This window comes from Stenotrophomonas africana (assembly GCF_013004645.1).
GTDB lineage: Bacteria > Pseudomonadota > Gammaproteobacteria > Xanthomonadales > Xanthomonadaceae > Stenotrophomonas > Stenotrophomonas africana.
The window spans coordinates 320,111-335,086 of sequence record NZ_JABEME010000002.1 but is presented as its reverse complement, the minus strand read 5'-3'; the positions used below and the strand labels follow the sequence as shown (position 1 = coordinate 335,086).

General features: G+C 67.6%; 12 protein-coding genes. 1 reads left to right on the top strand and 11 read right to left on the bottom strand.

The features are described from left to right. Nucleotides 1-47: 47 nt before the first annotated feature. The 11 genes from HLA98_RS05735 to HLA98_RS05685 all read right to left on the bottom strand — a co-directional run bounded on the left by HLA98_RS05735 (nucleotide 48) and on the right by HLA98_RS05685 (nucleotide 12,287). Complete coding sequence (locus HLA98_RS05735; protein ID WP_129550640.1) at nucleotides 48-1,763, bottom strand: BatD family protein; 1,716 nt, start codon at nucleotides 1,761-1,763, stop codon at nucleotides 48-50. Then, nucleotides 1,760-3,583, bottom strand: coding sequence for a tetratricopeptide repeat protein (locus tag HLA98_RS05730; protein WP_129550639.1), 1,824 nt, complete (start codon nucleotides 3,581-3,583; stop codon nucleotides 1,760-1,762). Before HLA98_RS05730 ends, HLA98_RS05735 begins: the two co-directional genes overlap by 4 nt. Then, complete coding sequence (locus HLA98_RS05725; RefSeq protein ID WP_057501393.1) at nucleotides 3,580-4,584, bottom strand: vWA domain-containing protein; 1,005 nt, start codon at nucleotides 4,582-4,584, stop codon at nucleotides 3,580-3,582. The genes HLA98_RS05730 and HLA98_RS05725 overlap by 4 nt, the downstream gene beginning before the upstream one ends. After that, nucleotides 4,581-5,030, bottom strand: coding sequence for a DUF4381 family protein (locus HLA98_RS05720; RefSeq protein WP_057501394.1), 450 nt, complete (start codon nucleotides 5,028-5,030; stop codon nucleotides 4,581-4,583). Before HLA98_RS05720 ends, HLA98_RS05725 begins: the two co-directional genes overlap by 4 nt. Next, the gene (locus tag HLA98_RS05715) at nucleotides 5,027-5,956 is read right to left on the bottom strand and encodes a DUF58 domain-containing protein (RefSeq protein WP_057501395.1); all 930 of its coding nucleotides are present in this window, start codon (nucleotides 5,954-5,956) and stop codon (nucleotides 5,027-5,029) included. The genes HLA98_RS05720 and HLA98_RS05715 overlap by 4 nt, the downstream gene beginning before the upstream one ends. Nucleotides 5,957-5,964: 8 nt before the next feature. Further along, a complete protein-coding gene (locus HLA98_RS05710) occupies nucleotides 5,965-6,990 on the bottom strand; it encodes an AAA family ATPase (protein WP_057501396.1) in 1,026 nt (341 codons plus the stop codon). A 173-nt stretch (nucleotides 6,991-7,163) separates the two neighbouring features. After that, nucleotides 7,164-9,137 carry a type IV pilus secretin PilQ gene (locus HLA98_RS05705; protein ID WP_057501397.1) on the bottom strand — a complete coding sequence of 658 codons (1,974 nt, stop codon included), beginning with the start codon at nucleotides 9,135-9,137 and terminating at the stop codon, nucleotides 7,164-7,166. Between the two features lie 21 nt (nucleotides 9,138-9,158). After that, complete coding sequence (locus HLA98_RS05700) at nucleotides 9,159-9,665, bottom strand: pilus assembly protein PilP (protein ID WP_057501398.1); 507 nt, start codon at nucleotides 9,663-9,665, stop codon at nucleotides 9,159-9,161. A gap of 26 nt (nucleotides 9,666-9,691) precedes the next feature. Beyond that, nucleotides 9,692-10,348 carry a type IV pilus inner membrane component PilO gene (locus HLA98_RS05695; protein ID WP_049444605.1) on the bottom strand — a complete coding sequence of 219 codons (657 nt, stop codon included), beginning with the start codon at nucleotides 10,346-10,348 and terminating at the stop codon, nucleotides 9,692-9,694. Continuing rightward, a complete protein-coding gene (locus HLA98_RS05690) occupies nucleotides 10,345-11,229 on the bottom strand; it encodes a PilN domain-containing protein (protein ID WP_049444607.1) in 885 nt (294 codons plus the stop codon). Before HLA98_RS05690 ends, HLA98_RS05695 begins: the two co-directional genes overlap by 4 nt. Then, nucleotides 11,229-12,287, bottom strand: coding sequence for a pilus assembly protein PilM (locus tag HLA98_RS05685; RefSeq protein ID WP_010484061.1), 1,059 nt, complete (start codon nucleotides 12,285-12,287; stop codon nucleotides 11,229-11,231). Before HLA98_RS05685 ends, HLA98_RS05690 begins: the two co-directional genes overlap by 1 nt. A 219-nt stretch (nucleotides 12,288-12,506) precedes the next feature. On the opposite strand from HLA98_RS05685, the gene HLA98_RS05680 reads away from it, so the two are divergent. Beyond that, a complete protein-coding gene (locus HLA98_RS05680; protein ID WP_057501399.1) occupies nucleotides 12,507-14,930 on the top strand; it encodes a penicillin-binding protein 1A in 2,424 nt (807 codons plus the stop codon). The last annotated feature ends 46 nt before the right edge of the window (nucleotides 14,931-14,976 follow it).

Below are 14,976 nucleotides of genomic sequence, written 5' to 3'. Positions count from 1 at the left end.
CCTCGAAAAATGAATGCACTCTAACAAAGCGCGCAAGCGGCGCCGGTTCAGGTTCGCCGTGGCGGATACAGCGGCGCCAGCCCAGTGTCGACGGCACCCGCGTCCGTCGACCAGTGCGGTCCGTCACGGAAGACTTCGCGCAGGCGCGCACGCAGCGGCGCCAGATCACCCTGCCCGCCCCAGCGTGCCTGCTGCAGGTCCTGCAGCACCTGGCGCTGGGCTGCATCCTCAAGCCGCGCGATGACCTGTTCGATGCGTTCAACGCCGGCCATCGCACACAGCTGTGCTTCAACCTGGTCGAACCCCTCGCCATCGAGCGCGCGGCGCAGTTCGGCCAGGCCGGCACGTCCGCTCGCCACAGTCGGCACAGAGGGCTTGCCAGCGACAGGCGTCACTGCACGCGGGCGCCGGCCTCGCTGCCAGCCCCACAACAGGGTCAACAGCCACAGCAGCGCCAGACCGATGGCCGCCGCCATCCACGGCCACGGACGCTCGGCCAGGCCGCTGGCGCGCGGATCGGTGGCCGCGATACGGCTGTCCTGGCCATCGGTGCCCGGCAATGCGGCGTCGGTGTCGATCGGCGGCAACGTTGCCGGTGAGGCAGTGACCGTGCCGGTGCCGGCCGCAACCGTCAGTGTCAGGTCCGGCAGCTTCGCCTCCTGCGCCTTGCCGTTGCGCACGTCCCACCAGGGCAAGCGCGGCCCAGGCACCGCCAGCGCGCCCGGCTGGCGCGGCACGATCGAATAACGGCGGGTGATCTTCAGCCGCGGCGTACTGCCGTTGAAGGTCTCTTCGTACTGCGCGGGTTCGGCAAACACCTGCGCATTGGCGCCGACATCCGGCACCGGCAGGTCGGTGAACTGCGCGCGGGTCGCGCCTTCAGCAATCGCCTCGACCACCACGTTGGCCGCTTCGCCGGTACGGGCACTGGTCGGCGCACTGGTGTAGCGCAGCTGGAGACTCTGCAGTGGCAGCCATGGCTGCGGCGCCTGTGCCGGCTGTGCCTGCACCTGCAACGTGCGGTCAGCGCCGGTGGCATTCATGCGCCCGTCGCCACCACCGAAGAAGTCATCAAAGAAGCCGCCCGCGCTGCGCCCGCTGAAACGGGCACCGGCGAGGCGCAACGCGCCGCTGCGCTCCGGAATCAGCAGGAAGCGCCGCTCGACCACGTTGTAGCGGCGGCCATTGACCTGTCGCACATCGGTGCGATCATCGCCCACCCGCTGCAATGACGCGCCTGCCGGGGTATCCAGCACCAGTTCGCCGGAGGCCAGCTGCGAAGCGAAATACAGCCGCACCACCACGCCTACGCTCTGCTGCACATACGGTGTCTGGTCATCGACAACGGTTTCGATGAACGCCACCGCATTGCTGTCAGGGCCGGCCACGGCAGCGGCATCCACCTGCAGGGTCAGCGGCGCGGTACGTACGCTGCCCACCTGCAGGCCCGGCACCACCAGGGCACCGCTGCGCCGTGGCGTCAACGCCACGCCGTACAGGTTGCGCTGCTGCATGCTGCCGTTGCTCCACTCCACCTGGCGGCTGCTGGTCTGCCCGCTGAGATCGAAGTCGGTACGCAATGGCGTGAAGTCCGGCGCGCCCTGGTCGCTCTCGACATTGAGCGTGACCGTGTCGCCCATCGCGATGCGGTCGCGGTCCAGCCACGCGCGCGGCTGCGCCCAGGCCAGCAGCGGCAGCCACAGCAGCAGTGCCGCCAGTACCTGCAGTGGCCAGCGCCCGTGCATGTTGATCGCCCGCGTCATCGCCCTTCCCTCTTCCTGCGTTCGTTTTCCAGCTGGAACTTGGCCCGCAGCAGTGCCCCCGGATCATCCGGTACGCGCCGCATCCAGGCCTCCACCGCTTGTTGCTCCTCGCGTTGGCGCGGGGTGCTGCCGTCACTGCCTGGCACGGGCTTGCCATCCTGTTCGCCCTTGCCCTCACGTGCCTGCTGCATTGCCTGCTGCATGCGCTGGCGCTGCTGCTCATCAGCCTGGGCCTGCGCCTTGGCATCTTCCACCTGTGGTGGCGCCTGTTGGCCATCGCGGCCACGCTCGCCGGGCTGCGGGCTCGACTGGCTCTGGTCGTCACCGGGCTTGGGCTGGCCCTGCGGGCGGCCCGATTGCGGCTGGCCCTGGCCGGGATTCTGCTGGCCCTGCTGCGGCTGCTGGCCCTGGCCGTTCTGCGGTTGCTTCTGCTGCCCGTTCTGCGGCGGTTTCTGCTGATCCTGGCCTTTGCCACCCGGCGGCTTGCGCTTGCGTGCGGCATTGACCACGGCACGGTTGGCGACCGCATCGGCCATGCCGGGATGCAGCGCCAACGCGCGGTCGTAGGCGGTAATGGCTTCGTCGTAGTTGCCCTGGCGCGCCAGCGTATTGGCAAGGTTGTACCAGCCGGCATCGCTGTCGATGCCTTCGAATTGCTTGCGTGCGTTGGCAAAGTCGCCACTGCGGTAAGCCTGTACGCCTTCCGCCAAGCGTTGGTGCTGCAGTTGATCAGCACGCTTCCACAGCGTGCCCTGCACGGGCTGCGAAGCGGCCGCTGGAGGTGCCTGTGCCTGCACATTCCCCATCCACGGCAGCAGGCCCACTGCCAGCACGGCCGCCAGCACCGCGCGGCGACGGAAGGCGAGCAGCGCCAGCAGCATCACCGGTGGCACCAGCCAGAACCCCTCATCACGCCTATGCTTGCCCTCGCCCGGCCGCTGCGCCGCGGTACCTTCGCGTGCATCAAGTACACCGAGTGCGTGCAGGTCACTGTCATCGGCGGCGATGCGGGCATAGCGGCCACCGCCTGCGGTGGCCACTGCACGCAGGCTGCCTTCGTCCAGCGCAGCCTGGCGGATCTGCCCACTGCCATCCCGGTACGCCGCACCAGCGGGCGTGCCCAGGCCCAGTACCGACACCTGCAGGCCGAGGCTGCGCGCCTGCGCTGCGGCCAGTGCCGCTTCATCATCCGCCTGATCGCTGACCAGCAGGATCTGCCCCCGCAATGCCCCGATCTGGCGCATCAACCGCGTCGCCCAGTCGATGCCGCGGTCGGCACGTTGGCCATCACGTGGCATCACATCGGGCGACAACGCGTCCAGATACAGCGCAACGTTGCTGCCGTCGTCGGTCAGCGGCGCCACGGTGTAGGCATCTTCGGCATAGACCACCAGGCCCACCTGGCCGCCCTGGCGTGCGCGCAGCAGCTCGCCCACCTTCGCCCGCGCCTGCAGCAGGCGCGAGGGCGGCAGATCGGTGGCGGTAATCCGGCTGGACAGATCCAGCACCACCAGCAGCGGTGCGCTGGCCTGGAACATCGGCTGCGCCTGCTGCCGCCAGCTCGGTCCGGCCATGGCCAGCGAGGCCAGCGTCCAGCCCAGCAGCACGGCCCAGGGCAGGCGTGCACGCCGGCGCTTGCCCGCAGCCAGCAGATGCGGCAACAGGTGGGCATCCACCGCGGTTCGCCACACATCGCTGCGCCGCTGCCGGTACAACGCCAGCGCAAGAATGACCGGCAACGCCAGCAGGGCCCACAGCCATTCCGGGCGCAGGAAGTGCAGCGCATTCCAGTCGGGAAGATGGGAAGCCAACGCGATCATCGGCGACGCTCCGGCCACACCCATGCCAATGCGCCCAGCAACAACGCCAGACCCAACGGCCAGGCATAGCGCTCTTCGCGCGGGCGCAGGCTCGGCCCCTTCGCTGCGATCGGTTCCAGCCGATCCAGTTCGGCATAGATGCCGGCCAGCTGCGCGGTGTCGCGGGCGCGGAAGAACTGGCCGCCGGTCATGCTCGCGATCTTCTTCAACGTAGCCTCGTCGACCGGATCCTGGTCGGCGGATATGGGAATGCCGAACAGGCGCATGCTGCCATCACCACCAAATGCCACGGTATGGATACGCACACCTTCGGCGCGGGCCACTTCCGCCGCGCGCAGCGGTTCCAGCACGCCGGCGTTGCTGACGCCGTCGGTCAGCAGGATCAGCACGCGCTGTCCCTCGGGTTGGCTGCGCAGGCGTTTCACTGCCAGGCCGATGGCATCACCGATGGCCGTCTCGCGCCCGGCCAGGCCGACCACGCTGTCGCGCAGCTGGTCACGCACGCTGGCCAGGTCGGCAGTAAGCGGTGTAAGCGTGTAGGCGCGGTCGCCGAAGATCAGCAGGCCGATGCGATCACCGGCACGACGATCAAGGAAATCGGCCAGCACGGCCTTGGCTGCGGTCAGGCGATCCACCGCCTGCCCACCCAGCACCATGTCGCCCTCGCCCATGCTGCCGGACACGTCCATCGCCAGCATCATCTGCCGGCCCTGCTGCGGTGGCGTGATCGCTTCGCCCAGCTGTTGCGGGCGAGCCAGCGCGACGCACAGCGCGCACCAGCCCAGCCACAACAGCAGCGTACGCAGCCACGAAACATCAACGCGGCCGCCTCCGGCCAGCGCTTCCAGTTCCGTCGCCGCATAGGGCACGCGCAGCGCAGCGCCGGGATCGGCACGACGCTTCCACCAGCGCATCAGCAACGGCAACGGCAGCGCCAGCAGGGCCAGCGGCCACGCCAGCTGCAGGTCCGGCCATGGCCAGTAACTTGCCAGCAGGTTCATCGGCGCCGCTCCAGCAGCATGGCCAGATAGCGCTCGCGCGCCCAACTGCGCAGCGCCGCCACATCGCTGGCGTCCACCCGTGGGCGATAGGCGCCTTCCGCCAGCAGACTGCGACGTGCCGGGGGCAGCGTGCCTTTCGGATCCACACGCTGCCACCACGCATCATCGCGCAGGGATTCACTGCCGGGCTGTGCCTGGCGCGCGGCGCGACGCAGCAGTCCGGCGATTGCCGCCAGTTCTGCAGCAGCATCGGCGGTGGTCGCCAGCTCCTGGTCGAACAGCTGCAACCAGCGCTGGCGACGTCGGCGACGCTGCCACCGCAGCAAGGCCAACGCCACCAGCAACAGCAGCACCCCACCGCCGATCATCAGATAGCCTGGCGCCGGTGGCCACCACGATGGGGCCGGCGGCAGCTGCACATCGCGCAGCGGCAGGTTGGCGCTCATGCCGGCACCTCGGTGGGGGAGGGTGCCAGCCAGGCATCGCTGGGCGCATCGGTGGACAGCACCTGCACATCAACACGGCGCGCGCCAAGCTGGCGTCGCAGTTCCTGCAGCGGTTCGACGAAGTGGGCCTGCCAATGGGCCTGCACCTCGCTGCGTCGCAGGTCGAGGCCGATACGCTGCTGCGCGGTCTGGAACTGCAGCGCGGCCGAGGGCGGCTGCATCTCCAACGGATCGACCAGCAGCACCAGGCTGAGGTCATGGTGCTGGGCCAGCGCGCTCCAGCGCGCAGGTGGAATATGGATGGCCTGCTGCGGATCGGCCAGCACCAGCATGCGCGCGCCCGGGCGCAGCACGCGGGCCGCATGGTCCAGCGCGCGCTCCAGGCCAAGGTCATCGGCCGGGGGCTGCGCGTACCAGCGGGTGAGCGCATCCAGCACGCGCAGCACGCCACGGGGGCCTCCTGCCGGTGCAATCGGTGGTTCACGGTCGCTGCCACGCAGGGCGCCGATGCGATCACCACGACGCTGCGCCGACCACGCGGCAACGGCGCCCGCACGTGCAGCCTGCACCGACTTGAAGCGCACGCGGGTGCCGAAGTACAGGGCCGGCGAGGTATCGGCCACGATCAGGCTGACCCGCTCGCGCTCGGCCTGGAACAATTTGGTGTGGGCACGGCCGGTACGCGCGGTCACCCGCCAGTCGATATGGCGAGCATCGTCACCGGCCACGTACTCGCGCGACTCGGCGTATTCCATGCCGCGGCCGCGCAGCGGGGAAGGTGCCTGGCCCGCGTTGCCGGCACGGCCACGGCGTGGCGGCGGCGGTCGCTGTGCAAGGCGGCGCAGCGCCACCAGCTCGGCCAGCTGCGGGCGCAGCCCGTCACCGTCGCTGACGGAAGAGACGTCGTGCAGGGATGGATCGGTCATGCGCAGGCTCAGGGTGCCGGCACCCGGGCCAGCAGCTCCTGCACCAGGCGTTCGCCATCCCAGCCTTCAGCGGTAGCTTCGTAGCTGGGCAGCACGCGATGGCGCAGCACATCGGCGGCAACCGCTCGCACATCATCGGGGGTGACGAAATCGCGGCCAGCCAGCCAGGCACGCGCACGCGCGCAGCGTTCCAGCGCGATGGAACCACGTGGGCTTGCCCCCCAGGCAATGCGACGGCCAAGGCCAGCGTCATAACGGGACGGATCACGCGAGGCCAGCACCAGCTCGATCAGGTAGCGTTCCAGCGCTGGCGCCATGTGCAGGTCCAGCACTTCGCGGCGGGCATCGAACACATCCTGCATCGGCAGCTTCTCCGGTGCCGGTGCTGCCTCGCCCAGCGCGCCGCGGGCACGCTCGCGGGCCAGGCGCAGGATCTCCGATTCGGCGGCCTGATCGGGGTAGCTGATGCGCACGTGCATCAGGAAGCGGTCCAGCTGTGCTTCGGGCAGCGGGAAGGTGCCTTCCTGCTCGATCGGGTTCTGCGTGGCCATCACCAGGAACAGCGGCGGCAGCGCGTAGGTGTGGCGGCCAACGGTGACCTGGCGCTCGCCCATCGCTTCCAGCAGTGCCGACTGCACCTTGGCCGGCGCGCGGTTGATTTCATCGGCCAGCAGGATCGGGTGGAAGATCGGGCCAGGTACGAATTCGAAGCGGCCTTCCTGCGGGCGCCAGATCTCGGTACCGGTCAGATCGGCCGGCAGCAGGTCCGGGGTGAACTGCACGCGGGCGAAGTCAGCCTCCAGGCGCGAGGCCAGCGCACGGATCGCCGTGGTCTTGGCCAGGCCCGGAGCGCCTTCCACCAGCAGGTGACCATCGGCCAGCAGCGCGATCAGCAGGCGTTCGACCAGTGCCGCCTGGCCGACGATCTCGGCCGACAGGGCGTCCCGCAGCTGGGTGAAGGCGCCATGCAGGCGGGAGGCGGCCGGCGCGGGCGGCGGCGTGGCGGATTCGGGCATCGGCGGTGGCAGGTTCATGGGGGCCTTTGACCGGCGCGGGACGGCACGGGTTCCCGACATCATCGCAGGGTGCTCTGCGATTGGCATCAAGAACGGCTGAACGGCCCATCCACGCATGGCGGGGATCTACTTGTGGAAACGAAGAAGGGCCGCGCATGGCGGCCCTTCTTCGTTTCGCCGGTGGCGCGGGCTCAGTTCTGCTTGGCCACGCGCAGCACCTTCGGGGTGACGAACACCAGCAGCTCGGCCTTGTCCTTGTTGCGGCCGCGCTTCTTGAACAGATTGCCCAGGAACGGCACGTCGCCCAGGAACGGTACCTTGCTGATGCTGCTGCGGTCGGTGAACTCGTACACACCACCGATGACCACGGTCTGCCCGTCCTCGACCAGCACCGCAGTATTGACCTCGCGGCGGTTGATCGACGGCACCGTGCCGTAGCCCTGCAGTTCGATCAGGCGGTCGACTTCGTCCTTCTTCACCTGCATGTTGAGGAACACGCGGTTGTCGTTGGTGATGGTGGGGGTTACCCGCAGCTCCAGCACCACTTCCTTGAACTGCACGTTCGGGGTGGAACCGGCGCCACCGGCAGCACCGGCGCCGCTGATGGTGACGTAACCGATTTCCTTGCCCTGCTTGATCATCGCCTCGCGCTGGTTGGTGGTAACCACGCGCGGGTTGGAGATCACTTCACCACGTGACTCTTCCTGCATGGCCGACAGCTCCACGTCCAGCAGGTAGCCTGCGTTGAGGATCGACAGCGCCAGCGAGCCGGGGTTGTTGGCCGCTGCCACCGGCAGATTCCAGTTCAGGCCGCGCTTGATGGTCGAGCCACTGGGAATCGGCGCCGGGCCGACGCTGCCACCGGCCTGCCACTCGCGGACCGCCTTCTCGTTGGCCAGTGCCGTGTCCACCTGCGACTTGCGGGTTTCGGCATTGGCATCCAGGCTGCCGCTGAAGTACACGTTGTCGCGGCTGCCGCTGATGCCGAACTTCGCACCCAGCTCGCGGGCGAAGGTATCGGTGGCGATGACGATGCGGCTTTCGATCAGCACCTGGTCCACAGGGCGGTCGATCACCCCGATCAGCTCACGCATGCGCGCGATCTTCTTCGGGATGTCGCTGATCATCAGCGTGTTGGTGCGCTCATCGGCGACGATGCGGCCGCGCGAGGACAGGAAACCACTGTCCTCCTGCGACGAACCGCCACCACCACCATTGCCGCCACCACCGCCGCCACCGATGCCCTTGGCCTCGGTCAGCGCTTTGAAGATCTGGGTGGCGCTGTGGTAGTTGATCTGGACGTAATCGGTGACCAGGTCTTCGCGGTTTTCGATGGCGATGCGCGCGTCTTCCTTCTCCTGCTCGAACTTGGCCAGTTCGGCCTGCGGCGCCACCCAGATCACGCTGCCGTCGCGGCGCTTGTCCAGGCCCTTGGCACGCAGCACGATGTCCAGCGCCTGGTCCCACGGCACGTTGACCAGGCGCAGGGTCACATTGCCCTGTACCGAATCGGACGCCACCACGTTGAGATTGGATTCCTCGGCGATCAACTGCAGCACCGTGCGCACCGGCACGTCCTGGAAGTTGAAGGTCACCGGCTTGCCGGTGAAACCGCGCTGGCCGACAGCCTTGGCCGCCTGGGTGACGCTGCCGGCAGTGACCGCACCGACAGCGGCCGGAGCCTGCCGCGGGCTGATCTCCACCACGTACTCGTTGCCGCTCTGGTAAGCCAGCGACTCCACTGCGCCACCGGTGCTGAGCACCAGCTGGGTACCGGCACCGGACGGCTTGGCGTCGATGCGCTGCACCGGCGTGGCGAAGTCGGTGACGTTCATCGGCTTCTGCAGGTTGGCCGGCAGTCGGGCATTGCCGACGTCGACCACCACGCTGTTGCCCTGCGTGCGCAGGTCCGGGACCGCGCCCTGGCCGTCGAACTGGACGATCAGGCGCCCGGCGCCGTCATCGCCACGCTTGAAATCAATCTTTGCCACAGACAGGCCCGCCGGCGCTGTCGCCGGGGCCACGGTGGCGCCCACCGGCTTTTCCGCCGGTGCCGCGGCCAGCGCCGGAGCGCAGGCCAGCATCAGCGCGACTCCCAACGCGCTGACACGGTTCAAGGTAGAGCGCCGGATGGGACGCAGCCCCTTGGCTTGGTGAAAGGTCATCGTGCTATCCCCAGTAAACGATCATTGATCTTCAAGCGAGAGCGTTGCCGGCCGTTCCAGCCAGCCGCCCGCGCCATCCGGCACCAGTTCGATCAGCTCCACGCGGTCTTCGAAGACCGCCGTGATCCGCCCGTCGCTCTGCCCGAGGTAACCGCCCGGGCGCACCCGGTAGGTCACCTTGTCCGGCCCCATCACCAGCGCGACGGTGCCTGCACCGGTGCCGATGGTACCGACCATGTCCAGTGCATCCAGCGGGAAGCCTTCCAACGGCTCCTTGCGCCGGTTCGGATCCGGACGCAATCCGCCATTCCCCTGCTGCGGATTGGTCCAGGCATCGGTGAACGGATCGCGCATGCCCTGCGCGGAGTATTCGAAGGTCTCGAACTGCTGCATCACCGGCAGCGGCTCCAGTGGCTGTGCCGGTCGCGCACGCTCACCCTCCACCCACTTTTCAAGATTCGGCGCATCACCCGGCGTGCTGGTCACGCCGCGGCCGCAGGCGGACAGCAGCAGCACGGCGGCCACCATTCCACAACGTGCGAAGAAGGAACGGATCACTTCTTGTCCTCCTTGCCGGCTTCAGCCTTCTGCTGTTCCTGCACCTCGGTCTCGTCCAGGTAGCGATAGGTCTTGACCGTGCCGGACAGTTCCAGCGCGCCACTGCGGACGTTGCCGCTGGTCTTGTCCTTGGGCTTGAGGTTGATGTCGTGCATGGTCAGGATCACCACCCGCGGCAGCGAGGCCACGCCGCTGACGAACGCACCGAACTGGTGGTAGCTGCCCACCATCCGCAGCTTGATCGGCTTCTCGGCGTAGAACTCCTTGACCTGCTCCTGCTCCGGCTCGAACAGCTCGTTGGTCAGGCCGCTGGACAGCGCGGTCTGCGAGATGTCGATGATCAGGTCGGGCATTTCGGTCTTGCTGGGCAGCTGCCGCAACATCTGCTGCAGCACCTGCTCCATCTGCGCCAGCTGCTGCTTCAGCGGCGCCAGGTTCACCGCGCGCTCCTGCTGCTTGGTGAACTCCGAACGCAGCTCGGTTTCCTTCGATTCCAGGCCGGCCAGTTCCTCACGCTTGCCGCTGATCAGCAGCATCCACGCAACGAACATGATCACCACCGCCAGCAGCGAGCAGAAGACGATCTTGGCCTTCTGCGGCCAGTTGCCGATGTCGTTGAAATCCAGGTTCTTGAGATCGATCTTCTGGCTCATGCGCGGTCCCCCTGCAGCGGGGCATGGAAGGCCTGCGGCGGCTGCGCCAGGCGGCTGCCCTCAGGCTTCGGGGCGGGCTGGGCAGCCGGTGCGGCCGGTTGGTTCGGCTTGGCCGGTGCGCTGGCCGGGGCAGCAGCAGGTGCCGCCGGCGCCGGTGCACCCGGGCTCGCTGCCGGGCCTGCCGCCGGAGCCGCAGGGGTGGCCGCATCCGGGCCTGCGGCAAGCGGTGCCACTGGCGCCGGCGCTGCCGTTGCCACCGAGCCGTCTGCGTTCAGACCGGGCGTCGCCGCCACTTCTTCGCTCTGCGCCGGCAGCTTCACCTTGACCACGAACACATAAGGCAGCGCCTTGATGTCCGCAACAGGGCCGGTCTTGCCGTCCTTGTCCTTTTCGGGGTCACGCGCTTCGATGATCGACAGTTCCGGGTTGGTCATCCAGCCGGAGGTCTCCAGGTTGCGCATGTACGCCGAAACACGGGCGTTGGACTGGGTGCGGCCTTCCAGGGTCAGCACGTCGCCTTCCTGCTTCAGCGCGGTCAGCACCAGGCCATCGGGAATCGTGCGCACCAGCGCATCGAACAGGTGCACCATCTGCGAGCGCTTGGCCTGCAGTTCCTCGATCACCTTCTTGCGGGCCAGCAGGCGCTCCTTCTGCGCGTCAAGGCGGTCGATCTCCTTGTTCTGTTCCTTGACCTTCTCGATCTCGGCTTCCAGATAGGCATTGCGGTCCATCTGGCCGCTCACCTGGCGGTCGTAATAGAACCAGATCAGCAGCGACAGCAGCAGGCCACCGATCGCGGCCATGCCCAGCATTGCGTAGAACTCGCGCTGGCGTTGCTTGCGCCGTTCGGCGCGCCAGGGCAATAGATTGATGCGTGCCATCAGTCGAAGCTCCTCAGCGCCAGACCGGTGGCGATCATCAGCGCGGGGGCATCCTGGGCGAGCGCATGCGCGTTCACCTTCGGCCCCAGGGTCATCTGCGCCAGCGGGTTGGCGACCACGGTCGGCACGCCCAGCTGTTCCTCGACCATCTCCGGCAGCCCGCCCAGCACAGCGCAGCCGCCGGCCAGCACGATGTGGTCAACGCGGTTGAACTCACTGCCTGCATAGAAGAACTGCAGCAGGCGGCTGATCTGCTGGACCGTGGCTTCCTTGAACGGTTCCAGCACTTCCATCTCGTAGCTTTCCGGCAGCCCGCCCTGGCGCTTGGCCAGGCCGGCTTCCTCGTAGCTCAGGCCGTAGCGGCGCATGATCTCGTCGGTCAGCTGCTTGCCACCGAACACCTGTTCGCGGCTGTACAGGCTGCGGCCACCACGCAGGACATTGAGGGTGGTCATGGTGGCGCCGATATCGACCAGCGCGACCACGCCCTCGATGGACACCGGCAGCTCGCTGGCGACCAGGGCGTAGGCGTTCTCGACCGCGAAGGCCTCCACATCCATCACCTTGGCCTGCAGGCCACCCAGTTCCAGGGCCGACTGGCGCAGTTCCACGTTCTCCGAACGCGACGCGGCCAGCAGCACCTGGACCATCTCCGGGTTGTTCGGGATCGCCCCGATCACCTCGAAGTCCAGGTTCACTTCCTCGATCGGGTACGGAATGTAGTTGACCGCTTCCAGCTCGATCTGGGCTTCCATGTCGTTTTCGTCGAGCTCGGCCGGCATCGGGATCACCTTGGTGATCACCGCCGAACCGGCGACGGCGGCAGCAGCCAGCTTGGCCTTGCTCCCCGAGCGGTTCATCGCCCGGCGGATGGCCTCACCCACGGCCTCCACTTCCACGATGTTCTTCTCCACCACCGCATTCGGCGGAAGAGGTTCCACAGCGTAATGTTCCACACGAAAACGGTTGCCACTGCGGGACAGCTGCAAAAGCTTTACCGCAGTCGAACTGATGTCGACGCCTACAAGCGGCGACTGACTTTTTGGGATGAGCCCCACGGTTTCTCCCCTGCCGACGGGCACTTGGACGCAAGACCTGCGCCCGAGCATTAATAACGTATTCTTAGCAAATGGCAACGGCCCTGCTGTGAAGTCCCTCACGGATTCACCATGCAGCCCCTGACTGTTCCCCTTGCGCTCCCCGGTGACGACCCCAGCCGCCACCTTGCGTAATCTATACTCTGCGACCACGAAATTCGCAATCGGAATCTGAACCCGATGACTCGACTCCGCCGCTGGCTGCGCTGGATCTTCCTGATTGTCCTGGTCCTGGCGCTGATCGGCGCGGCCGCCGTGGGCGGTCTGTACTACGCCGTGTCCTCCAAGCTCCCTGACGTGCAGACCCTGCGCGACGTGGAAATGCAGGAGCCGATGTACGTCTATGCTGCCGACGGCAAGCTGATGGCGGTGTTCGGCGAGACCCGGCGTACCCCGATCACCATGAAGGACGTGCCCGAGCGCCTGAAGCAGGCCTTCCTGGCCACCGAGGACGCCCGTTTCTACGAGCATGGCGGCGTGGACTACATGGGCATTGGCCGTGCGGTGTGGCTGCTGGCCACCACCAACGACAAGCGCGTGCCGGGTGGTTCCACCATCACCCAGCAGGTCGCCCGCCAGTTCTTCCTCAGCTCCGAGTACAGCTACACCCGCAAGCTGGCCGAGATCCTGCTGGCGCGGAAGATCGAGTCCGAGCTGAGCAAGGACGAGATCTTCGAGCTGTACCTGAACAAGAGTTTCTTCGGCAACCGCGCCTACGGCGTGGCCGCCGCGGCCGAGTTCTACTACGGCAAGAAGCTGAACGAGCTGGACCTGGACGAAATGGCCTCGCTGGCCGGCATCCCCAAGTTCCCGTCCTCGGGCAACCCGATCTCCAACCCGGAGCGTGCCCGCCAGCGCCGTGACAACTATGTACTGCAGCGCATGGCCGACCTGAAGTTCGTCAGCCAGGCCGAGGCCGACGCGGCCAAGGCCGTGCCGATGCACGCCACCGCGCATGAGCCGCCGGTGCAGGTCGATGCCCCTTACGTGGCCGAACTGGTGCGCCAGGAAATGATCGCCCGCTTCGGCGGCGATGTGGTCAACAAGGGTTACCACGTCACCACCACGATCGACTCCACCCTGCAGACCGCCGCTAACCAGTCGGTGCGCGACGGCCTGCTGCTGTACGACCACCGCCACGGCTGGCACGGCGTGGAGAAGCAGGTAGCGGTCGGTGCCGGTGAAGACGCCGCTGCCCTGGCCGAGCACCTGCGCGGCATGTTCGGCCAGGCCGGCCTGCTGCCGGCCATCGTCGCCAGCACCGGCGCCGATGGCAGCGCCACCGTGGTCCTGGCCAACCGCAGCGAGATCGTGCTGCCGGCCGGCGCTGCCAAGTGGACCAACAAGACCCCGGGAAAGCTGGTGCAGCGCGGCGACATCGTGCGCGTGCGGGCCGGCGCCAAGGAAGGTGAGTGGCTGCTGGACCAGATCCCGCGCGGCCAGTCCGCGCTGGTCTCGCTGGATGCCCACAATGGCGCACTGAAAGCGCTGGTCGGTGGCTTCAGCTTCTCCGGCAACAAGTTCAACCGCGCCACCCAGGCCCGTCGCCAGCCGGGTTCGAGCTTCAAGCCGTTCGTTTACGCGGCCGCATTCGACAAGGGCTACAACCCGGCCTCGATCGTGCTCGACGCCCCGGTCGTGTTCCGCGACCGCCGCGGCAAGACCTGGGCCCCGCAGAACGACGGCGGCGGGTTCCGTGGCCCGATGCGCCTGCGTGAAGCGCTGGTGCAGTCGCGCAACCTGGTCTCGGTACGCCTGCTCGATGGCATGGGCGTGGACTACGCGCGCAAGTACATCAGCGAGTTTGGTTTCGCCGAATCCGAACTGCCGCCGAACCTGTCGATGTCGTTGGGTACCGCCTCGCTGACCCCACTGTCGGTGGCCCGTGGCTACGCCGTGTTCGCCAATGGCGGCTCGCGCGTGGACACCTGGCTGATCGACCAGGTCAATGACCGCGACGGCAACCTGGTATTCAAGGAAAACCCGGCACTGGCCTGCCGCGACTGCGCCGGCAGCAGCGACCAGCCGGTCAACCAGGTGGTGGACGGCTTCAACTTCGGCGCCCCGGCCCCGAAGGTGGACCCGGCCGCTGCGGCCAAGACCGAAGCCAAGACCGAAACCCCGGCCGCGCCGGTCAACCCCGATGCCCGCACCGCCCCGCGCGCGATCGACGCCCGCACCGCCTACCAGCTGGTGTCGATGATGCGCGACGTGGTCCAGCGCGGTACCGGCGTGCAGGCCAAGGTGCTCGGCCGCGAGGACGTGGGCGGCAAGACCGGCTCCACCAACGACCACCGCGACGCCTGGTTCTCCGGCTTCGGTGGCCCGTACGTGACCACCGTGTGGGTGGGCCGCGACGACTTCCGCTCGCTGGGCTACCGCGAATACGGTGGCAAGGCCGCCCTGCCGATCTGGATCGACTACATGCGCACCGCGCTGAAGGACACCCCGATCGCGCAGAACGAGCCGCCCAGCGGCATGGTCCAGGCCACCCTCAACGGCGCGACCGAGTGGGTGAAGGTGGAAGACATGGACCGCCTGACCGACTACGACCTGAACCTCAATACGCCGCAGGCCGACGCCGCCGCGTTCGATATCTTCTGAGGAAGGTTCTGGTGGGTGCCAACGGTGAGTTGGCACCCCTGCGGCT